Consider the following 21,589-nt stretch of genomic DNA (forward strand, 5'->3'; position numbering starts at 1 on the left):
CGCGCCGAACGGACATCCATGTCCTGACGGCGCTCTCGCGGCATCCATGCCGCTCGACCCACTCCGCGTCGTCTGCGTTCGGCCTGCACCCAAGTCGCGATTGGTGGTGTCTGAACTTTTTGTGCATGAAGATCAAGATCAAAAGCAGGTCAAGAGCTTCCCGGCTAAAGCCGGTCCCACTGGATGCACGCGCTGCTTTTTTGTGGGACCGGCTTCAGCCGGGAAGAGGCCAGTGTGGCCACCACCCATTTCACTGAATGCACGCGCTGCTTTTTGTGGGACCGGCTTTAGCCGGAAAGGCGTCAGATGTGACACCGCAAATCATCAAGGGCAAACGACGCTCATGTGGGAGTGAGCTTGCTCACGAAAGCGGCCTTCCAGACGCTAGATGATTGGCCGATCGTTCCCCCGCTCCGCGTGGGAATGCCGCCCCAGACGCTCCGCGTCCTTGAGGACGGTGGGTTCAGATCACTTTCACCGCCCGCCCAATAAATTGAATCGGCCCTGTAGGCTTGCCGGTCGGGGAGCCGGTGGGGTTTTCGAGGGTGAGTTCGAAGAGTTGGTTGGCTTGCAGCGGTGGCAGTTTGTTCACCGGTACGGAGAGGGTCTGGCCGGGTTTGACCAGGCCCAGGGAAACGGGGCCCTGCCAGCCGTCGGCCTTGGTCCAGAACTGGAGGGCTTTGTCGGCGGGGACTGGGGTGGCGCCGAGCGGTATCAGCTGGATTTCTTCCGGATTGTTGGCCTGGATGACCCAGCCGGGGGCCTGGTTCTGTGGGGCGACGAGTACGACGAGGTAGGTCGTGGGGTTTATCGGTGTTGTCCGGGTCACCAGCATTGTGGCCAACAGCAGCGTTGCAAAAAGGCCAGCGCCAGCAAGTCCGCGCCACAGTGGCAGGAGGTCCCACCATGAGTGCGACGTCACGGCCGGAGTCTTGACGCAAGCCCGGCGGTCCCGGCTGTTGACGCTGCGCTCGATCCGTCCCCACAGCTGCGGGCCTGGGGCTTGCGGTTCGGCGAGTTCGGTCAAGGCCAACAGGCGCCCTTCCCATGCGTCCACTGCCGCGCGCAAGTGGGCGTCCGTGGCGAGGCGGTTTTGCACATTGAGGCGTTGCTCGGCCGGCAGTGTGCCTAACACGTACTCGCTGGCCAGTGCGTCCAGTTCATCGGCGCTGTCTTTCGACGGATTGCCTGTCATCCCATGCACTCCCGCAATGCCACCAGACTGCGTTTGATCCAGGCTTTCACGGTGCCCAGCGGCGCGCCGATTTTCTGCGCTATCTCCGAATGCGAAAAACCGTCCACGTACGCATGAAGAATGCAGTTGCGACGCGCCGGTTCCAGTTGTTCAAGGCACCCATAGATACGTCCCGAGCGAGCACGGTATTCGAAGGTGTCGGCATCGGTGGCTGCCTCCAGAGAGGCCTCGGCCAGTAACGCGCTTTCACCCTCTTCGCTGACTTGAACGGTCTGCGCGTTATCACGCATGAAGTTGAGCGCCAGGTGCCGGGTCACGCTGAAGATCCAGCCACGGGCAGTGCCTCGCGCCGGGTCGTAACTGCCGGCGCGGGTCCAGATTTTGAGGAAGGCGTCGTGCACGATGTCCTCGGCCAGCGCGTCGCTGCGGGCGATCCGTTTGGCGACGCCGAGCAGGCGTGCGCTCTCCTGGGTGTAGAGGTCGTGCAAGGCCTGCTGCTCACCTCGGGCGCAGGCCGCCAGACAGGCTTCGTAGTCAAAACAGTCTTCAGGTAGGGACAAAATGTTCAACCGCCAACGAAAAGAAATACCCCAACCCAAAGGCCGGGGTTGCGTCGGTGCAGCGTAGATGACTTTGTGCGTCAGCGACGCTGCCTGACGTGGGACGTTGGTCTACTTGGCGGCCCAGAAAATGTAGTCCGCCTGATATTTCACGATTTCCTGCTTGCCCTTTGTCGCCGTCGAGCACTCCATCTTCGGCGCCACACCGCCTTTGGTCGCCACCCGCTGGATGTAACTGACGTTGCTCATCGCACCCTTGCCTTCCGCAGGGTTGGCTTTCACCAGCTGATACGGAATATCGCCCGTGCCGGCGGGGGCCACGGCGAGTTGCGTACCGGTGATCTTCGAACCGTCAGCGGCCTGCCACGTCGCCGGTGGCCCGAAGTACGTGCCGACCTGCTTGCCGCTGCGATCATTCAATACCGCTTTCGGACCGACGAATGTCCATTCGGTCTGGCCGGCGGCGTTGGGCTTGTCGCGGCACTCGTAGGTGATCTCGCCCACGCCCACGGTTTCCATGGCGATCTTGTGACCGTCCGGAACCTTGACCGCGTCAGGCAATGCCATCTGCGCGTACGCCGCCGGCGCCGTGCCCAGCAGGCAAGTGGCAGCCAATGAAACACCGAAAGAACCCAGTAATTTTTTAGCGTTCATGCCATCTCTCCATTGGATAAACAGGTCAGCAGCCATCGCTACTACTTGTACTACCCGGGGGAAAGGGAACTGGATGCAGGGATTTGAAAATAAATCTGTGCGGGGAGTGGCGGGGATACGGGGAGGATGAGCAGAAGGGCATTGAGTCGATCGACATGGCGCCCGCAGAAAGGCCAGGCCATGGACCCGGCGCACGGAGTGAATGTCCGCCGGGTACTGCAACGATCAGGTCAGCGCTTAGGGCATCAGCACCGAGTCGACCACGTGAATGACGCCGTTCGACTGCATCACATCAGCGATGCTGACTGCGCTTTTGCCGCCTTTGGCGTCCATCACCCAGAGCTTGCCGTCATGGGGCATCACGGTGAGTGATTCGCCCTGTACGGTTTTCAGCATCACCTTGCCGCCGTTCATTTTGGCGTCTGCCATCAATTGTTTGGCGGTGTGGGTGCCGGCGACAACGTGGTACGTCAGAATTTTGGTCAGGTCCGCCTTGTTCTCCGGCTTGACCAGCGTGTCGACGGTGCCGGCCGGCAGTTTGGCGAAAGCTTCATTGGTGGGGGCGAAGACGGTGAACGGGCCTTTGCTGTTGAGGGTGTCTACGAGACCTGCAGCTTTGACCGCTGCCACCAGGGTCGTGTGGTCCTTGGAGTTGACGGCGTTCTCGACGATGGTCTTGGTCGGGTACATGGCGGCGCCACCGACCATGACGGTATCGGCGGCAAAGCCGGGGGATGCAGCAAGACAAAGGGCAGCGAACGAGACAGCGGCGATGCGTTTGGCGAGGGTCAACATGGTAGTTCTCCCGGATTCTTCGGTCCTTCGGATGAAGGTGGGAGATATACGAAGCGGGCGCCGTAACGGATGCATCAAAGTGAGGATATTTTTCCCTGGGCGACGACCGGTCCGGTCGGCAGCCCGCTCGGTGATCCGTTCAACGGCTCAAGAGTGACGGCAAGCACCGCGCCGCTGGCGAGCAGGTCAGCCAGTGGCGGCGCCACGTTCAACGTCGCGGGGGCATTGGCCGGCAGCAGGCCCAGCGACCGAGGCTTGCCATCGGCGGCGATTACCCACGCCTCGGCACTTTTGCCCGGCCAGTCGGCGCGGCCCGTGTTGACGAACAGCACGCTTCGCCGGTCAGGGTTGACCGTCGCGGCAAACAGCGTATTGCCATCGCTCTGTTCGAGACGCGCCAACAAGGCCGGCCCCGACGTCGGTCCAGGAACAGGTTGCTGAAGCGTCAGCACCGACGCCAGCAACCCGGCAGCCAGCGCCGCCGCTGTCCAGCGCCAGAGTCCGAGGCTGTTCCACCAGCCTGAGGCCCTTGACGGCGCATGGCTGGCACCCGCAAACAACCGCTGCTCAATCCTGCCCCAGGTACCGGCGGGAGGACTGGAAGCGGGCAATTGACCGAGCCACTCGGCGAACTGCTCCTGCCATTGCGCCAGTGCGCGTTGATGGCGAGGCTCCAGCGCAATCATCGCTTCCACCCGCTCACGCTCTTCGCGGCTGAGCACGCCCAGCACGTACTCTGCGATCAGCAGGTCCGGGGTCTCGTCGGGCGGCACGGGATGCTCGTTCATAGGCCGAGGCACAAGCGCAGTCGAAGCAACCCGCGACGAATCCAGCTTTTCATGGTCCCCAGCGCAATACCGTGGCGCTCGGCCAGTTCGGCGTAGGAGCAGCCCTCGAAGAACGCCACGCGGATATAGCGTTGCTGCGCGTCTTCCAGGGTTTCAAGGCAGCGGTCCAGCTGACTGCCCTGCTGCTCGCGTTCGAGGGAGTCCGGGATGGGGTCGTCTTGGGCGGGTAAGTCGGGGATGGTTTCGAGTGGATCGTGACGGCGATGGGCCCTGCGCCGGTCAATCGATTTGTTGCGAGCCATGGTCGAGAGCCAGGTCAGGGCGCTGGCCAGTTGCGGATCGAATCGAGAGGCCTTCAGCCACGCCATGATGTACACCTCCTGCAGGACCTCTTCCGCCTCGGCCCGATTGCCGGAATAGTGCAGGCAAATGCCGAACAGCCTGGACGACGTGGCGTGATACATCGCTTCGAACGCCAACCGATTGCCTGTGGCGCAGGCCAGCAACAGGACATTCAACGCTTCGGCGCTGGAGTGGGCGTCAGACAATGGCGCTGCATTCGATCGAATGGTCAAGTGGCGAGGCCTTGAAAGGGACTGCGGTCACTCTAGCGGTGCTGCTGAGAGAAGATCAAGAGCGTCTGCCTGGGGGCAGACCGTTTCGCCTTCGGCGAGTTACTTGGAAAAGCACCCCAAGTAACCAAGGGTGCTTGCTCCTGGTTGGGCCCTTCCTTCGTCAGGGTACCCTCACTCCGACGACGCTCCGTGGGCCCGCGCCGAACGGACATCCATGTCCTGGCGGCGCTCTCGCGGCATCCATGCCGCTCGGCCCACTGCGCGTCGTCTGCGTTCGGCCTGCACCAAAGTCGCGATTGGCGGTGTCTGGGCTTGCTTCGTAGGAGAAACCAAAAGCGAAGCAAAGCAGATCAAGAGCAGATCGAGGGCAGATCAGTCGCTAAGGACTTGTGGGAGTGAGCTTGCTCACGAAGGGGTTGGTACATCCACCGAATTTCTGGTGTTTGAAGTGCAGCATTCGCGAGCAAGCTCGCTCCCACAGGGAGGGGGACTGTCAGCAAAAATGTCGGCGCCTGAGCTGGCCTCTTCCCGGCTAAAGCCGGTCCCACTATAGGCACCGCGTACACACTGTGGGACCGGCTTTAGCCGGGAAGCCTTTGATCTTGGTCTCGTACACAAAAAGTCCAGTCACCGCCAATCGCGACTTGGGTGCAGGCTGAACGGAGGTTTCGCGGAGTGGGCCGAGCCGCATGGATGCGGCAAGAGCGCCGTCAGGGCATGGATGCCCGTTCGGCGCGGGCCCACGGAGCGGGACCGGAGTGAAGGAACCCTGACGAAGGAAGGGCCTAACCGAGAGCAGGCACTTTTGCTTACTTTTGGTGCTTTTCAAAAGTAAGTCGCCGAAGGCGAAACAGCCTGCCCCCAGGCAGGCGCTCTTGATCTTGACGGTCTAGAAGCCCTACGAATCCCGCCTCAAATCCGGCGGAATCGGCAGATTATCCCTAAGCGGATCAGGCCGTTTGCCCCGCCCAGCCCGGAACTGCCGAATCTGATACACATACGCCAACACCTGCGCCACCGCCAGATACAACCCCGCCGGAATCTCCTGATCCAACTCCGTGCTGTAATAAATCGACCGCGCCAACGCCGGCGACTGCAACAACAAAATCTCATGCTGCGCCGCAATCTCCCGAATCTTCAGCGCCATGAAATCACTGCCCTTGGCCAACAGAATCGGCGCCCCGCCCCGCTCCGCGTCATACTTCAACGCCACCGCATAATGCGTCGGGTTGGTGATAATCACATCCGCCTCGGGAATCGCCGCCATCATCCGCCGCTGTGACATCTCCCGCTGCAACTGACGAATCCGCTGCTTGACCTCCGGCCGACCCTCACTGTCCTTGTGCTCATCGCGCACCTCCTGCTTGGTCATCAACAACTTCTTGTGGGACTCCCACAACTGCACCGGCACATCGATCGCCGCGATGATCAAAAGGCCCATCGCCATCCACAGCGTGCTCCAGCCGACCAACTGCAAACTGTGCACCACCGCCATTTCCAGCGGCTCATGGGCAATGGACACCAGGTCGCCCTTGTCCTTCATCAGCACCACCAGCGCCACCGCCAGCACAATCAAGAACTTCGCAAACGACTTCAGCAGCTCGATCAGCGCCTTGGGCGAGAACATCCGCTTGATCCCGGCGGCCGGGTTCATGCGGCTGAATTTCGGCGCCAGGGACCCTGCCGCAAACAGCCAGCCACCGAGGGAAATGGGACCGACGAACGCCGCCACGGTTAACGCCAGCAGGATCGGCTGCACCGACAGCAACGCCGCCTTGCCCGAGGCCATCAGCATGATCGCCATGCTGCGCTCGTCGAGAATCGCCTCGCGGGTGATGGTGAAATTGTCGCGCATCAACTGCATCATCATTTCCGCCATGGAGCCGCCAAACGCCAGCAGCCCCGCAGCGCCCACGATCATCACCACAACCGTGTTGAGCTCCTTGGAGCGGGCGATCTCGCCCTTCTCCCGGGCGTCGCGTTTGCGTTTGTCCGTGGGGTCTTCTGTCTTGTCCTGACCACTCTCGCTTTCGGCCATGTCAGCGCGCCTTGACCAGGTCTCTGAGCAACTGCAGGGCGTCGACCGCCAGCGGTTGATATTGATTGAGAATGTCGCCGAGGGTGATCCACAGAATCACCATCCCCAGCACCAGCGTCAGCGGAAAACCGATCGAAAAGATATTCAGCTGTGGCGCCGCGCGGGTCATCACGCCCATGGCGATGTTCACCACCAGCAGCGCAGCGACGGCCGGCAGCACCAGCACCAGTGCCGCGCCGAGCACCCAGCCCAGACGCATCACCAGCAGCCAGATGTCCGCCGTAGCGAAGCCCTGCCCCACTGGCAAAGTGGTGAAGCTCTCGATGAGGATTTCGAACACCACCAGGTGAGCATTCATGGCCAGGAACAGCAGGGTCACAAGCATGGTGAAGAACTGCCCGACCGTCGCGATCGACACGCCGTTGACCGGGTCGACCATGGACGCAAAGCCCATGCCCATCTGGATCCCGATGATCTGCCCGGCGATCACGAAGGCCTGGAAAAACAGCTGCAGCGACAGGCCCAGCCCGGCGCCAATGATGATTTGTTGCGCGATCAGCAGCAGTCCGCTGAGGTCGAGGGCACTCACGGCGGGCATCGGTGGCAGGCTTGGCGCAACCACGACGGTGATCGCCAGCGCCAGATAAAGCCGCACGCGCTTGGGCACCAGCGCGGTTCCGATCATCGGCATGGTCATCAGCAGCGCGCCGATGCGAAACAGCGGCAGCATGAACGCCGCCACCCACGTGCTGATCTGGGTGTCGGTCAACGCCAGCACAGGTTCCATCGAGGGGTCAGCCGATCACTTGAGGAATGCTGGTGTAGAGATTGGTGATGTACTCCATGAAGGTGCGCACCATCCACGGGCCGACCACGATCAGCGTGACCAGCATGACCAGCAGGCGCGGCAGGAAGCTCAAGGTCTGTTCGTTGATCTGCGTCGCGGCCTGGAACATCGAGACGATCAGGCCGACGATCAGGCTTGGTACCACCAGAATGGCGACCATGGTCGTGGTCAGCCACAGCGCTTCGCGAAACAGGTCGACGGCTACTTCCGGGGTCATGCTGCGCACTCCACGTCAAACAGGTTCATACGCCACCAAAACTGCCGGCCAGGGTGCCGATGATCAGCGCCCAGCCATCCACCAACACAAACAGCATGATTTTAAACGGCAGGGAAATGATCAGCGGCGACAGCATCATCATGCCCATGGCCATCAGGATGCTTGCCACCACCAGGTCGATGATCAGGAAGGGGATGAAAATCATGAAGCCGATCTGGAACGCCGTTTTCAGTTCGGAGGTCACGAATGCCGGCACCAGAATCGTCAACGGCGCCGCGTCCGGGGTCGGAATGTCGGTGCGTTTGGACAGGCGCATGAACAGCTCAAGGTCGCTGGAGCGGGTCTGCGCCAGCATGAAGTCCTTGATCGGCACTTCGGCCTTGGCCACGGCGTCCTGGGCGGTGAGTTTTTCCGCCAGGTACGGCTGCAGCGCGTCGTTGTTCACCCGGTCGAACACCGGCGCCATGATGAACAGGGTCAGGAACAGCGCCATGCCGGTGAGGATCTGGTTGGACGGCGTCTGTTGCAGGCCCAGGGCCTGACGCAGGATCGAGAAGACGATGATGATCCGCGTGAAACTGGTCATCAACATAACGAACGCCGGAATGAAGCTCAGCGCCGTCATGATCAACAGGATCTGCAGGTTGACCGAATATTCCTGCTGGCCGTTAGCGCCGGTGCCCAGCGTGATGGCCGGGATCGACAACGGATCGGCGCCGAACGCCAGCGGCGCTGCAAGCAACAGCAGCAGCGTCAAAACAATGCGCATCAGTTCATGTCCTTCTGATCCGAAGTATCTGGCTTGCCCGTCGTGCCTGGCGTGCCCGCTTTCTTGCCTGCGACACCGAAAATATTCATGCCTGGGCGTTGCCCCGCCGCGCCCTTGTTGCCCAGCGCTTCAAGCAAACGCCTGGCGAACTCCGGCTGCGCGTTTTGCGCGTCAGGGACCTCGACCGGCTCGTTCATCACGTGCAGGGCGGTGATACTGCCGGGCGAGACGCCCAGCAACACCTGTTCGTTGCCGACCTGCACCAGCACCAGCCGATCACGCGTGCCCAACGCGCGGGAGCCGACCAGTTTGATCACCTGATTGCCGGCCGGCCCCGCGCGCTGGACCCGGCGCATCAGCCAGGCCAGCACGAAGATCAGCCCGATCACCAGCAGCAGCCCCAGCACCAGTTGCAGCAACTGACCGGCCATGCCGCCATTCAGCGAACCGGCCACCGGCGCGGCGACCGCAGGCGTTGCCGTCGCAGCCGCACTCGCCGTCGTCGCAGCAGGCGCGGCAGGCGTCGCCGGATCGGCCGCCATCACCGCCCAGGACAACGCCAGCAGCGGCAGGCTCGACAGGGTTCTGATTACGCCGCGCACTTAACGCAGCTTCTTGATACGTTCGCTCGGGCTGATCACGTCGGTCAGACGGATGCCGAACTTTTCGTTCACCACCACCACTTCGCCGTGGGCGATCAGGGTGCCGTTGACCAGCACGTCCAGCGGCTCGCCGGCCAGACGGTCCAGCTCGATCACCGAGCCCTGGTTGAGCTGCAGCAGGTTGCGAATGTTGATGTCGGTGCTGCCCACTTCCATGGAAATCGACACCGGGATATCCAGAATCACGTCCAGGTTCGGGCCGTCCAGAGTGACCGCGCCGTTGCTTTTCGCCACGCCGCCAAATTCTTCCATCGTCATGCGATTGGCGTTGTTGCCGGCGTCGGCCGCCAGCAGCGCGTCGATGTCCGCTTGTCCGTCCCCGGATTCACCCAGTGCAGCCGCCCACTCGTCGGCCAGGGCCTGGTCTTCAGCAGAAGTCATTTCGTTGTCATTAGCCATGGTTGCCTCGGGGGAACATTGATTCGTTTACGCAGCACATTCGTTTTGCCGGCGACGGAGCGTCAGCGGCGTTCTATGGGTTCGACGACTTGCAGGGCCAGGTTGCCCTTGTGCGAACCCAGTTTGACCTTGAAGGACGGCACGCCGTTGGCGCGCATGACCAGGTGTTCCGGCAGCTCGACCGGGATCACGTCGCCCGGCTGCATGTGCAGGATGTCGCGCAACTTGAGCTGGCGCGTAGCGACCGCGACGCGCAACGGCACCGACACATCGAGCACGTCCTGCTTGAGGGCGTTGACCCAGCGTTCGTCCTGATCGTCGACGTCCGACTGGAAACCGGCGTCGAGCATTTCGCGCACCGGCTCGATCATCGAATACGGCATGGTCACGTGAAGATCGCCGCCACCGCCGTCCAGTTCGATGTGGAAGGTGGACACCACGATCGCTTCGCTCGGACCGACGATGTTGGCCATGGCCGGGTTCACTTCCGAGTTGATGTACTCGAAGTTGACTTCCATGATCGCCTGCCAGGCTTCCTTCAAATCAATGAACGCCTGATCCAGCACGATGCGCACCACGCGCAGCTCGGTCGGGGTGAATTCACGGCCTTCGATCTTGGCGTGGCGACCGTCGCCGCCAAAAAAGTTGTCCACCAGCTTGAACACCAGCTTGGCGTCGAGGATGAACAGCGCGGTGCCGCGCAGGGGTTTGATCTTGACCAGGTTCAGACTGGTCGGCACATACAGGGAGTGCACGTATTCGCCAAACTTCATCACCTGAACGCCACCCACGGCCACGTCGGCCGAGCGGCGCAGCAGGTTGAACATGCTGATGCGGGTGTAACGGGCGAAACGCTCGTTGATCATTTCCAGGGTCGGCATGCGTCCGCGGACGATGCGATCCTGACTGGTCAGGTCATAACTCTTTACGCTGCCAGGCTCGGCAACACTATCGGTCTGTACCAGACCGTCGTCGACGCCATGCAACAGCGCGTCGATCTCATCCTGGGACAGCAGGTCTTGCACGGCCATGTCGTGGTCCTACTGCAGTACGTAGTTAGTGAAAAGTACCTGTTCGATCACGCTCTTGCTCAGCTCTTTCTGGCCCACTTCCTGGACCACGGCTGCCGCTTTCTGGCGCAGCATTTCCATGCCCACCGGCGTTGCGATGGTATCGAATGGCTGACCGGAGAACATCATCACCAGGTTATTACGGATGACCGGCATGTGCGCTTTCAACGCTTCGAGGTCGGCGTGGTCGCGGGCCAGCAAGGTGATGCTGACCTGCATGTAGCGCTGACGGCCGTTGACGTTGTAGTTGACGACGAAAGGCGGCGTCAGCGGTTCGAAGATCGCCTCTTTTTTGGCATTCGCCGCTTCCGCAATGGCGGCGGCATCCGGCTTGCTTTCGGCCTTGTGCATGATGAACCAGGTCGCGCCCACCGACACACCAATGGCCAGCAGCAGCCCCACCACAATGAGGATGATGACTTTCAACTTGCCCTTTTTTGCAGGGTCCGCCACTGCTGCGTCGTCACTCTTCGCCATGCCAATAATCCGTCACTATCCAAGGGGTTCGGTGTTGCGTGACAGAGGAAGAGCAAGGGTTGTGCCACATGGACAGCTTCAAGCTGCAAGAGGTGAGCGGCAAGCTAAAGCAAAAAGCGGCAGTGCCCGGGAAACCGGGGTCTCCCATGCACTGCCGCCCTTGTTCCTGCTTTTACTTGTAGCTTGTAGCATGTCGCTGACGGCTACTGACAACGCCCAAGCGTTGGCAGGGCGTTTTCAGGCGTAATAATCCACCGCGCTGGAACCCACGACGGTCAGCGGTGCGTTGGCGGCGGCCGAGGCGGCGTCCACCGGAGCGCCGTCGGCGATGAGATCGCTGCCACTGGCACCGTTGACGCGGCTGCTGCCGCCGTTGCGTTGACCATCACCGCCCGACTGCTGTTGTGCCTGTTGCTGCCAGCCCTGGGACTGGTCAGAGACGTTGACGTTGACCTGGCCCATGCCCTGCTGGACGAAGGAATCGCGCAGGCGAGACATCTGGCTTTCCAGCGCTTCACGCACGCCAACGTGGGCGCTCATGAAGGTGACCTGGGTTTGCTGGTCCGCCGCCATATTGACGCGGATGTCCAGACGGCCCAGTTCAGCGGGCTCCAGCTGAATGTCCGCCTGCTTGAGGTTCTGGCTCGACAGGTACATCACGCGGTTGACCACGCCTTCGGTCCATCCCCCCTGATTCATCGCCAATGGCTGATTGAGCAATGGCGTGGCCGGAGCCGAGGTCGACGTGTTTTTCACCTGCGCGGCCTGGGACAAGGCCGCCAGTCGATCGGCGAAGTTATCCACTCGCGTATCGCTGGTGGCGGCCTTCACGTCTTTCAGGCCGTCAGCCAGCAAACCGCTGAAAGCTTTGTCGCCGCCGCCTTCGGTGGTGCTCTTGTCCACGGGCTGGTCGCCCAGCGCGGCCAGGTTGGTGGCCAGCAGCTGCGAAGGATCGGCGTTCGGGTCTTGCTTGCCCCCGCCTTTGCCGTCGCCCTGCACACCGTTGTTCTGCGCCGTCTGCTGGGCCTTGTTTTCCAGGGCGACCTGCACAGCGGTCAAGCCTTCCAGCGGATCGGCGTACGGATCGAAATCGTCGCCGGCGGCGTCGGTTGCGTCGGTCGGCGCTTGCACCGCAGGCGGCGGCATCACGGGCAGCGTGCCGGCGAGAAGCGCCGGATCTACCACCGGTTGAACGGCAGGCGCGACGGCCACGGGCTCTTGCACCGGAGGCGTGACGGCCAGTGTCGGGTCCGGCACAGGGTCTACCGGCGGCGCATCCGCGAGGGTCGGGTCTTTCGCATCGTCAGTGCCGTCATCCTTGTCGTGAGCATCGCCTTTGCCCGCGCCGGCCTCATCGTCGGCCTTGCCGTTGACCGGCTTGGCAGGCAAGCCATTGCCGTTATCGGCAACGGTCTTGTCGGCGGCGGCAGACGTATGGCTGGCGGCAGGCTTGTCGTCGGCTGCCGAACTCTTGGCGCTTGCCGGCTTGGGCGCCGGATTATCCGCACCGTGAGACTTGACCGGCGCCTGCTTGGCGAATACGTCAGAAAAGCTGGAACTGCTGTGCTTGACGGGTTCCGGCGCCTTGGTCGGGGCGTTATTCCCGGCTTTCTGGGCTTTAGCCGCTGTCAAAGCCGTCAGTAATGGGTTGGTGGCGAGCGCCATGTGAATCTCCGCAAGAGCACAATTACAGAGAGACAAAGCAAATGGCGGGCCAGTTAACGCGAGAAGCTGGATTAAACGTGAGTCCGAGGCAAAAAGCCGGATGGGAACACCTGGCTCAGTGGCTGGCGTGGCAGAGCTGCAGTTCGTCTTCGAAAACTTTCCTGACGGCGCAGAATTCCTCTTTGATCTCGGACACCAGCCGCCTTATCCGGGCGTCATCCGCTGTCACCATGCCGCGCCCCTGCTCTTCGAGTTGCAGGCACAGTTCTGACAAATGCGTGGCGCCCATGTTGCCGGTGCTGCCTTTGAAGCTGTGGGCCATCAGGCCGAGGCGTTGCAGCGAGGCGGTGGAGGCGGCAGTGAAGGAAGGGTCACGCAACAACAGGGTCATGTCGTTGACGCGATTGATGGAATCGGAAATGAACACCTGCAGCAGCGCCGGGTATTCAGCTTCCATCACCTCACGCAGCGTGCTGAGCACGTTGAAGTCCACAGGATTATTCGACACTTGTTCACTCCTTGATCAAGACGCGGGGATTATGCCAGACCCTCCCAGGCAAATTCCACGCTGGCCGTCCGGCCATCATCGGACCACCGACAGCGGTCGCTGAGCTGCCGGACCAGCGCAAGGCCGCGCCCGGACAATTGGGTGACCGCAGGCGGCAGCGCCAGCACGCGATCGGAATCGAAACCCGCACCGCTGTCCTGCACCCGCACCGTTAGGCGACCGCCCTCGCCGTCCGGGACGATCTGAAAATCGATGCGGATAAAACCGTCCACCAGACGATCAAGGCGTTCGGCGCGTTGCCGGTAGTAAAGCCCAAAACCTGCGGCGTCGCGCTTCAGCGCCGAGTCGAGCCCAAGCACGCCATGCTCCAGCGCGTTGCTGTAGAGCTCCGACAGCACGATATACAGCTCGCTGCTCTGCACGCGCAAGCCGTGTACCTCCTGCAGCAGTTGCAACAGATACGGCAGCGGGTTGAAGCGCTTGAGCGTTGCCGCGCGGTACTCGAACGACGCGGACCAATCCAGCGGGCTGGAATCGCCGCTGTCGGTATAGATGACCGAGGGCGGTCCGAGCAAGTCAGGTTCGCTGAAGGCCACTTCAACCATGCTCACGTCGTCCCGCGCCTGGCCGCGAAAGCGCGCCAGGGCCCACTGCACTTCTTCGATCAGCAGCGCCGGGTTGCGGTTGCTCACCAGCACATTCTGCAGACGCCGGGCGCCGAACAGTTCGCCGTCCTGGCCGGTGCTGTCGACCACGCCGTCGGACAGCAGAAACACCCGGTCACCCGGCCCGAAGGGATACACCTGGGTGTTGTCGTCAAAGCTGCCGGCGCTCAAGACACCGAGGGGCACGTTCGACGAAATCAGCGGCGTGTGCGGCCGGTCGTCGCCATGCAGCAGGTAACCATCCGGCAGCCCGCCGTTCCAGACCTCGACCAACTGCTGCTTGAAGTTCAGGGACAGCAGCGCGGCGCAGCAGAACATGTCGACGGGCAGGATGCGTTTGAGCTTGGCGTTCATCTCCCGCAGGGTTTCGGACAAGCCGTACCCCTTGGCGGTCATGCCGTAGAACACTTCGGCCAGCGGCATCGCGCCCACCGCCGCCGGCAGACCATGGCCGGTGAAATCCCCCAGCAGCAGGTGCATGTTGCCGGACGGCGACCAGGCGGCCAAAAGCAGGTCGCCGTTGAACAGCGCGTAGGGCGATTGCAGGTAACGGATGTTGCGCGAACTCAGGCACCCGGAGTGGGCGATCTGGTCGAACACCGCCTTGGCCACGCGCTGTTCGTTGAGCAGGTATTTATGGTGGCGGGTGATCAGGTCGCGCTGGTGCAGGACGGTTTCCTGCAGCACGCGCAGGCGGTTCATGGCGTTGATCTTGGCGGCCAGCACCACTTGGTTGTACGGCTTGGCAATGAAGTCGTCGCCGCCGGCGTCGAGGCAACGGGCAAGGTCTTCGCCTTCGGTCAGGGACGTCAGGAAGATGATCGGCACCAGCGAGTCCCCGGCGAGGGTCTTGATCTGGCGCGCCGCTTCGAAGCCGTCCATGACCGGCATCATGGCGTCCATCAGCACCAGTTGCGGCCGCCGACGCTCGAACAGCCCGACGGCTTCGGCGCCGTCGCTGGCGGTCAGGACGTCATGGCCCTGGCGGCTGACGATGGCGGACAGGAGCATCCGGTCGCTGACGTTGTCATCGGCGATGAGGACCGTCAGGCGATCGGAGGCAGACGAAATCATCAGGCGATTTTGAAGAGTTTGGAGAAGTTGGAGATGGTGAGGATTTTGTGGACGTCGGCGTTGCAGTTGAGCAACTGGACTTCGGCTCTCTCGCCGCCGGCATGGTCGCGCAACAGGAGGAGCATACCGAGCGCTGAACTGTCGAGGTAGGTCGTGCCGGTCAGGTCAACCGTATAGCGTTTGGCCTGGTGTTCTTTTTCGTAGGCGCCGCGAAAATCCTGGTGCTTCGAGAAGTCGAAGCGTCCTTTGATGGTGATGGTCAGCTCTTGGCCATCTTTGGAGTGTTCGGAGGTAACTGACATTGGCAAATTCCTTGTATGAAACAGCGCCAGACGCTTGAGTTTTAGCAGCCCTTGTGAGGAGTGGCAAATCGTTAGCTTTTACTTGGCTTTCAGGATCAAGAGCAACAGTTGACGGCAGCTCTCAAGATCAAGGGCGTCTGCCTGGGGGCAGACTGTTTCGCCTTCGGCGAGTTACTTGGAAAAGCACCCCCCTCTCTGTTTTAAAGAGCAGCCAAGGGTGCTTGCTCTCGGTTGGGCCCTTCGTTCCTCAGGGTTCCTTCACTCCGGTCTCGCTCCGTGGGCACGCTGCCATCCGCCATCCATGGCGGGGGGCAGCTCTCGCCGCATCCATGCGGCTCGGCCCACTCCACGAGACCTCCGTTCAGCCTGCACCCAAGTCGCGATTGGCGGTGTTTGGGCTTTCTATGTACGAAAATCAAAAACAGATCAAAAGCTTCCCGGCTAGAGCCGGTCCTACGGTCAGAGCCACAACCAATCCCACGGGATGCATACGATGACTTAGTGGGACCGGCTTCAGCCGGGAAGAGGCCGGTTTGTCCGCCATCAGTTTTGCAGTGTGCCTTCCGACGCCTTCCCGGCTAAAGCCGGTCCCACTATGTCGTCGTCCTCACGATTTTCGTTGCCTTTGCTTTTGCTCTTCAAACTCAAAAAGTTCAAACACCGCAAAACGCGACTTGGGTGCAGGCCGAGCGCAGGTTTTGCGCAGTGGGCCGAGCCGCATGGATGCGGCGAGAGCGCCGTTGCGGACATGGATGTCCGTTCGGCGCGGGCCCACGGAGCAAGACCGGAGCGAGGGAACCCGACGCAGGAGGGCCAAACCAGGAGCAGGCACTTTTGGTTACTTTTAGTGCTTTTTAAAAGTAACTCGCCGAAGGCGAAACAATCTGCCCCCAGGCAGATGCTTTTAAAACTGCTCGGTCCGCGGCAGCCTCTGTACCAGCTCATCCAGCAGCTTTTGCTCGCGTTTATCTTCCAGCGCGCGCGCCTCATCGATATACCGCTGCACCAGCTTGCGCAGCCCCTCCACCCGCGCATACGCCTTCTGCCACTCGCCGCGCGCCTTGTTCAGATTATTCTCATGCCACGCCAGACTCTGACGCTGCTGCGCCACCGCCGTCTCCAACTGATTGAGAAAGCGCTGATAATTCATCAGCCACTGACCCGACACCCCATGGGCGCCCTTATCGATCCACTGCTGCTGATAATCAGAGCGAAACTTATCCAGCTCGCCCAGCTTGGTTTCAGCCAGCCGCACCTGACCCTGAAAATGCCCCAGACGCTGCACGGCGGCCTTCTCGACCTTCTCGGCCATCTCGACCACCGGCGCCAGACGGCCTGCGCGACTGAGTGCCATGACCAATTAACCGCCAGCCTGAGGATTGAAAATCTTCGCCAACTGCTCCTCACTGCTCTGCATGCTCTCGTTCTCCTGCAAGCCCTGGCGCAAATACTTCACCAGTTGCGGCTGCAGCGAAATCGCCAGGTCCGTCTCGCGATCGCCGCCGGCCACGTAGGCGCCGACGCTGATCAGATCGCGGCTCTGCTGATAACGCGACCACAACTGCTTGAAATACTGCGCCTGAACCATGTGCTGCGGATCGACCACGGACGGCATCACCCGGCTGATCGACGCTTCGATATCGATGGCCGGGTAATGACCCTCTTCAGCCAGTCGCCGCGACAGCACGATGTGGCCGTCGAGCACGCCCCGGGCCGAGTCGGCGATCGGGTCCTGCTGGTCGTCGCCTTCGGACAAAACGGTATAGAACGCGGTGATCGAGCCACCGCCCGCCTCGGCGTTACCGGCGCGTTCCACCAGCTTGGGCAGCTTGGCGAACACCGACGGCGGATAACCCTTGGTCGCGGGCGGCTCGCCAATGGCCAGGGCGATTTCCCGCTGGGCCTGGGCGAAACGCGTGAGCGAATCCATCAGCAACAGGACGTTCTTGCCCTTGTCGCGAAAATACTCGGCGATGCGCGTGCAATACATCGCCGCTCGCAGACGCATCAACGGCGCGTCATCCGCCGGGGAGGCCACGACGACAGAGCGCTTGAGGCCCTCCTCGCCCAGGCTGTGCTCGATAAATTCCTTCACCTCGCGGCCCCGTTCGCCGATCAGGCCGACGATGATGATGTCGGCCTCAGTGAAGCGGGTCATCATTCCCAGCAGCACGCTCTTGCCCACCCCGGTACCGGCGAACAGACCCAGACGCTGACCGCGGCCGACCGTCAACAAACCGTTGATGCAGCGAATGCCCACGTCCAACGGCTGGCTGATCGGGTTGCGATTGAGCGGATTGATGGTCGGGCCGTCCATCGGCACCCAGTCTTCGGCTTTCATCCCGCCCTTGCCGTCGAGGGGGCGACCGGCGCCGTCGAGGACGCGGCCCAGCATGGTCATGCCCATCGGCAGACGGCCGGTGTCCGGCAGCGGCACGACGCGGGCGCCCGGCGCAATGCCGGAGACGCTGCCGACCGGCATCAGGAACACCTTGCCGCCGGAGAAGCCCATGACCTCGGCTTCAACCTCAACCGGGTGATGACTGCCGTCGTTGATCACCATGCAGCGGCTGCCCATGGCCGCGCGCAGGCCCTCGGCTTCGAGGGTCAGGCCGACCATGCGCAGCAATCGCCCTTCGACGATCGGCTGCGTAGGCAGGGAGATCGCGTCAGGGTACGTGCTCAGACGCTTGGCGAAACTGGTGCGTTCAAGGCGCATCGACAGCACCCAGCGGGTAAGTGGTTTTCTCGGCGCTCTGGATCGCCTCTTCCAGTTCGATGGTCACATCGGGCGGCGCCGGGTGCAGGGCCTGCTCGTGCAGTTGATCGAACATTTTGCCGAGGGCCTGACTGATCCGCGCCTCGACCGTGGCGTCGATGCGGCTGTGCTCGCTCTCGACACGGCAACCGCCGGGCTGCAGGGTCTCGTCCTCGAGAATGCGCCAGGTTTCCTCGTGACGCTCACGCATGGCTTTGACCAGCGCAAAATCCTGCGGATTGACCAGAATGCGCACGTTGGCCGCCCCCATCGGCAGCAGCCGCAACGCTTCGCGCAGCACCGTGCCGATCTGGGTGGAGTCGGTTTTCAGCTCGCGCTGGATGACCTGGCGAACCACGTGTTCGACCAGTGACACCATCGACTTCTCGATCTGCGCATCCTGATCGGCGATCGGTTCGAACAGATGCCCCATCAGGGTTTCCATGCTGTCGAGCTTGGCCGCCAGGGCCACTTCCGCTTCCTGACGAACCTTGAGCTGGGCGCTGTGGAAACCCTCTTTTTCACCGATGGCAAAGCCCTCGTTGTAGGCGTCCTGGCGGATGCTTTCCAACTCTTCCAGGGTCATCGGCTGGACTTCTTCCAGCGGCACTTCTTCGCTTTCGGCGAGCTCGGCTTCTTCGATGACCGGTTCCGGCTCGGGCGTTTCCACCTGCGGGTCGAAGCTGGGCAAGGCCCAGACGTCGAGGCCACGCAAATCCTGGGCGCGGATGAGCTCACTGGGTGCTGCTTTATCGGAGCTGGACATCAACGACACCTACGCTTAAATCATTTCCTCGCCACCTTTGCCGCCAAGAACGATCTCCCCGGCCTCCGCCATACGACGGGCAATGGTGAGAATTTCTTTCTGGGCGCCTTCCACGTCGCTGACACGAACCGGGCCTTTGGCTTCCAGGTCGTCGCGCAGCAGTTCGGCGGCACGTTTGGACATGTTCTTGAAAATCTTTTCCTTGATGGCGTCGTCGGAGCCCTTCAGTGCCAGGACCAGCACATCGGAGGAGACTTCGCGCAGCAAGGCCTGAATCCCGCGGTCGTCGACGTCGGACAGGTTGTTGAAGACAAACATGAGGTCTTCGATCTGCGTCGACAGGTCTTCGTCCACTTCGCGGATCGAATCCATGAGCTGGCCTTCGATCGAGCTGTCGAGGAAGTTCATGATATCCGCCGCACGCTTGATACCACCGAGGGTAGTACGCGACGTGTTGGCGTTGCCCGAGAACTGCTTCTCGAGGATCTGGTTCAATTCTTTCAGCGCCGCCGGCTGCACGGTGTTCAACGACGACACGCGCAGGATGATGTCCAGGCGCACCTTGTGGTCGAAATGGCTCAGCACTTCGCCGGCCTGATCGGCGTCCAGGTAGGCCACGACGATCGCTTGAATCTGCGGGTGCTCGAAACGGATGACGTCGGCCACCGCGCGCGGTTCCATCCACTTCAGGCTGTCGAGACCGCTGGTGTTGCCGCCCAGCAGAATCCGGTCGATCAGGCCGTTGGCCTTGTCCTCGCCCAGTGCCTGGGTGAGCATCTTGCGGATGTAGCCGTCCGAGCCGATGCCGACGCCGGTCTGATCGCCGACCACGTCAACGAACTCGCTCATCACCTGCTCGACCTGCTCGCGGTGCACATTGCGCATCTGCGCCATGGCCACGCCCACACGTTGAACCTCTTTGGGCCCCATGTGGCGCAAGACCTGCGCGGCATCGGTCTCACCCAGGGTAAGGAGCAGAATCGCGGCCTTGTCCACGCGGGTCAATTTAAGCGCAGCAGCTCTATCACTCATCAGCGTTGATCCACTCTTTGACGACCTGCGCTACACGCGCCGGGTCCTCGGCCACAAGGCTCTTGATTGCGTTGAGCTGTGCGTCATAGCCCTCGGTAGGGCTCGGCAACAGAATACTTTGCGGACCGCCCAGACTGACGCGGTCGTTTGCCAGTTCACCGTCCATCCCGATCATGCCGCCCAGCTCGGAGTCACCATCCAGGCGCTTACCTTGCGGATTGGTAATGCCCTTGAGCACCGGACGCAGTACGCCGAACACCAGCACCAGGATGAACAGCACGCCCATGGCCTGTTTGACGATGTCCCAGAACCATGGCTGCGAGTAGAACGGAATGTCCGGAATCACTTCGCCGCGATCGGTGGAGAACGGCACGTTGATCACGCTGACGCTGTCGCCACGGCTGGCGTCGAAGCCGACGGCGTCCTGCACCAGGCGGGTGAAGCGTGCCAGCTGATCGGCCGTCCACGGCACCATTGTCGTCTCGCCGTTGGCGGGGTTCACCTTGACCTGATCATCCACCACCACCGCAACCGACAGGCGATTGACCTTGCCCTGCTGCTGCTTGGTGTGGCTGATGGAACGGTCGAGCTCGAAGTTCTTGGTCGACTGGTTACGCTTGTCGGCCGGGTACGGCGCCAGCATTGGCTGACCGGTGGCCGGGTCCATGATCTGTTGACCGTTGGCGTCCAGCAGCGGTTGGCCCGGGGCGATGGCGCCTGCGGCACCGGCAGCACCGGCGGCGGCGTTCTGTGGTGCGGTCGCCGGGCCTGGCGGCTGGTTGCTCAAAGCACCCGGCACGCCTCCGGAACCGCTGCTGCTGGAGCGTTGTTCGTTGACCGTCTGCTCGCTGCGCAGCGCAGGCTGGTCCGGGTTGAAGCTTTCGGCAGTGGACTCGACGGCGCTGAAATCAACGTCTGCCGACACTTCTGCCTTGTAGCGGTCATTGCCCAGCACCGGCTGCAAAATGTTCTGAACGCGCTGGGTCAGCATGCTTTCCATGCGACGGGTGTAATCGAATTGCTTGCCGGCCATGGACAGCTCGGAGTTCTCGGCCTGATCGGACAGCAGGTTGCCCTTCTGATCAACGACAGAAATCTGCGACTTGCTCAGTTCCGGCACGCTGGTGGCGACCAGGTTCATGATCGCCAGCACCTGACCCGGCTCCAGCGAACGACCGGCATACAGCTCAACCAGAATGGAAGCACTGGGCTTGCGATCGTCACGCACGAACACCGAGCTCTTCGGAATCGCCAGGTGAACGCGGGCCCCCTTGACGTTATTGAGGCTGGAGATGGTCCGCGCCAGTTCGCCTTCCAGGCCACGACGGTAACGGGTGGCCTCCATGAACTGGCTGGTGCCCAGGCCTTGATCCTTGTCGAGGATTTCGAAGCCGACGTTGCCGTCGCTCTGGGCGATGCCGGCGCCGGCCAGCTTGATGCGGGCACGGGACAGGTCATCGGACTTCACCAGCAGCGCGCCGGAATTAGGCTCGACGGTGTAGGGAATGTCGGCCTGGGCCAACGTGTCCATCACCTGCTTGGTGTCGACGCCCGACAGGCTGCCATAGAGCGGCTTGTAATCAGGCTGTTGCGACCAAAGCACGACGGCGAAACCAATCGCCACGCTGGCAGCCAGACCGACCATGAGGCCGACCTGACGCAGCATGGTCATCTCGGAGAGATTTTGCAGGAACGCCAGCCCGAACATCGGCGGCTTGCTTCCTGGCGCACCCGTTTTGGCGGGTACGTTATCGACGGCGGCTTCGGCCATGA

At 61.9% G+C, this 21,589-nt stretch carries 22 protein-coding genes and 1 pseudogene; all 23 read right to left on the reverse strand.

The window, feature by feature from the left end:
* Positions 1-463: 463 nt before the first annotated feature.
* The 23 genes and pseudogenes from QWI20_RS24405 to fliF all read right to left on the reverse strand — a co-directional run bounded on the left by QWI20_RS24405 (position 464) and on the right by fliF (position 21,587).
* A complete protein-coding gene (locus QWI20_RS24405) occupies positions 464-1,195 on the reverse strand; it encodes an anti-sigma factor (RefSeq protein ID WP_369307593.1) in 732 nt (243 codons plus the stop codon).
* A complete protein-coding gene (locus QWI20_RS24410) occupies positions 1,192-1,755 on the reverse strand; it encodes a sigma-70 family RNA polymerase sigma factor (protein WP_369307594.1) in 564 nt (187 codons plus the stop codon). Before QWI20_RS24410 ends, QWI20_RS24405 begins: the two co-directional genes overlap by 4 nt.
* Positions 1,756-1,866: 111 nt before the next feature.
* On the reverse strand, positions 1,867-2,409 hold the full coding sequence (locus tag QWI20_RS24415; protein WP_369307595.1) for a DUF3455 domain-containing protein: 543 nt from the start codon (positions 2,407-2,409) through the stop codon (positions 1,867-1,869).
* Between the two features lie 237 nt (positions 2,410-2,646).
* Entirely contained in the window at positions 2,647-3,204 is a 558-nt protein-coding gene (locus tag QWI20_RS24420; protein WP_282373144.1) for a fasciclin domain-containing protein, read from the reverse strand.
* 74 nt (positions 3,205-3,278) lie between these two features.
* Positions 3,279-3,992 (reverse strand): anti-sigma factor, encoded by a 714-nt coding sequence (locus QWI20_RS24425; RefSeq protein ID WP_369307596.1) that lies wholly within the window; start codon positions 3,990-3,992, stop codon positions 3,279-3,281.
* On the reverse strand, positions 3,989-4,567 hold the full coding sequence (locus QWI20_RS24430; RefSeq protein ID WP_369307597.1) for a sigma-70 family RNA polymerase sigma factor: 579 nt from the start codon (positions 4,565-4,567) through the stop codon (positions 3,989-3,991). Before QWI20_RS24430 ends, QWI20_RS24425 begins: the two co-directional genes overlap by 4 nt.
* Positions 4,568-5,465: 898 nt before the next feature.
* Entirely contained in the window at positions 5,466-6,605 is a 1,140-nt protein-coding gene (gene flhB, locus QWI20_RS24435; protein ID WP_369307598.1) for a flagellar biosynthesis protein FlhB, read from the reverse strand.
* 1 nt (position 6,606) lies between these two features.
* The gene (gene fliR / locus QWI20_RS24440; protein ID WP_369307599.1) at positions 6,607-7,392 is read right to left on the reverse strand and encodes a flagellar biosynthetic protein FliR; all 786 of its coding nucleotides are present in this window, start codon (positions 7,390-7,392) and stop codon (positions 6,607-6,609) included.
* Positions 7,393-7,399: 7 nt separating this feature from the next.
* On the reverse strand, positions 7,400-7,669 hold the full coding sequence (gene fliQ / locus QWI20_RS24445; RefSeq protein ID WP_065987304.1) for a flagellar biosynthesis protein FliQ: 270 nt from the start codon (positions 7,667-7,669) through the stop codon (positions 7,400-7,402).
* Positions 7,670-7,694: 25 nt separating this feature from the next.
* Positions 7,695-8,438: a flagellar type III secretion system pore protein FliP gene (fliP, locus tag QWI20_RS24450; protein WP_369307600.1), complete on the reverse strand. Its 744-nt coding sequence runs from the start codon at positions 8,436-8,438 to the stop codon at positions 7,695-7,697.
* A 119-nt stretch (positions 8,439-8,557) separates the two neighbouring features.
* Positions 8,558-8,980 (reverse strand): annotated as a pseudogene (fliO, locus tag QWI20_RS24455) (flagellar biosynthetic protein FliO); the annotation flags it as partial.
* A gap of 60 nt (positions 8,981-9,040) precedes the next feature.
* Positions 9,041-9,499 carry a flagellar motor switch protein FliN gene (gene fliN / locus QWI20_RS24460; protein ID WP_369307601.1) on the reverse strand — a complete coding sequence of 153 codons (459 nt, stop codon included), beginning with the start codon at positions 9,497-9,499 and terminating at the stop codon, positions 9,041-9,043.
* Between the two features lie 62 nt (positions 9,500-9,561).
* A complete protein-coding gene (fliM, locus tag QWI20_RS24465) occupies positions 9,562-10,530 on the reverse strand; it encodes a flagellar motor switch protein FliM (RefSeq protein WP_237251446.1) in 969 nt (322 codons plus the stop codon).
* Between the two features lie 9 nt (positions 10,531-10,539).
* Entirely contained in the window at positions 10,540-11,046 is a 507-nt protein-coding gene (gene fliL, locus QWI20_RS24470; protein ID WP_192174147.1) for a flagellar basal body-associated protein FliL, read from the reverse strand.
* A 237-nt stretch (positions 11,047-11,283) separates the two neighbouring features.
* Positions 11,284-12,711, reverse strand: a complete 1,428-nt coding sequence (locus QWI20_RS24475; protein ID WP_369307602.1) for a flagellar hook-length control protein FliK — start codon at positions 12,709-12,711, stop codon at positions 11,284-11,286.
* A gap of 115 nt (positions 12,712-12,826) precedes the next feature.
* Positions 12,827-13,219: an Hpt domain-containing protein gene (locus QWI20_RS24480; protein WP_369307603.1), complete on the reverse strand. Its 393-nt coding sequence runs from the start codon at positions 13,217-13,219 to the stop codon at positions 12,827-12,829.
* A gap of 29 nt (positions 13,220-13,248) precedes the next feature.
* Positions 13,249-14,958 carry a SpoIIE family protein phosphatase gene (locus QWI20_RS24485; protein ID WP_369307604.1) on the reverse strand — a complete coding sequence of 570 codons (1,710 nt, stop codon included), beginning with the start codon at positions 14,956-14,958 and terminating at the stop codon, positions 13,249-13,251.
* Positions 14,958-15,260: an STAS domain-containing protein gene (locus QWI20_RS24490; protein WP_369307605.1), complete on the reverse strand. Its 303-nt coding sequence runs from the start codon at positions 15,258-15,260 to the stop codon at positions 14,958-14,960. Before QWI20_RS24490 ends, QWI20_RS24485 begins: the two co-directional genes overlap by 1 nt.
* A gap of 904 nt (positions 15,261-16,164) precedes the next feature.
* Positions 16,165-16,614, reverse strand: coding sequence for a flagellar export protein FliJ (fliJ, locus tag QWI20_RS24495; protein WP_369307606.1), 450 nt, complete (start codon positions 16,612-16,614; stop codon positions 16,165-16,167).
* A 6-nt stretch (positions 16,615-16,620) separates the two neighbouring features.
* The gene (gene fliI, locus QWI20_RS24500) at positions 16,621-17,979 is read right to left on the reverse strand and encodes a flagellar protein export ATPase FliI (protein ID WP_369307607.1); all 1,359 of its coding nucleotides are present in this window, start codon (positions 17,977-17,979) and stop codon (positions 16,621-16,623) included.
* Complete coding sequence (fliH, locus tag QWI20_RS24505; protein ID WP_369307608.1) at positions 17,969-18,784, reverse strand: flagellar assembly protein FliH; 816 nt, start codon at positions 18,782-18,784, stop codon at positions 17,969-17,971. Before fliH ends, fliI begins: the two co-directional genes overlap by 11 nt.
* A gap of 15 nt (positions 18,785-18,799) precedes the next feature.
* Positions 18,800-19,816 carry a flagellar motor switch protein FliG gene (gene fliG / locus QWI20_RS24510; RefSeq protein WP_065987292.1) on the reverse strand — a complete coding sequence of 339 codons (1,017 nt, stop codon included), beginning with the start codon at positions 19,814-19,816 and terminating at the stop codon, positions 18,800-18,802.
* On the reverse strand, positions 19,809-21,587 hold the full coding sequence (gene fliF, locus QWI20_RS24515; RefSeq protein WP_369307609.1) for a flagellar basal-body MS-ring/collar protein FliF: 1,779 nt from the start codon (positions 21,585-21,587) through the stop codon (positions 19,809-19,811). The genes fliG and fliF overlap by 8 nt, the downstream gene beginning before the upstream one ends.
* Between the last annotated feature and the right edge of the window lie 2 nt (positions 21,588-21,589).

It is taken from the genome of Pseudomonas sp. W2-17, from assembly GCF_041060445.1.
Lineage (GTDB): Bacteria > Pseudomonadota > Gammaproteobacteria > Pseudomonadales > Pseudomonadaceae > Aquipseudomonas.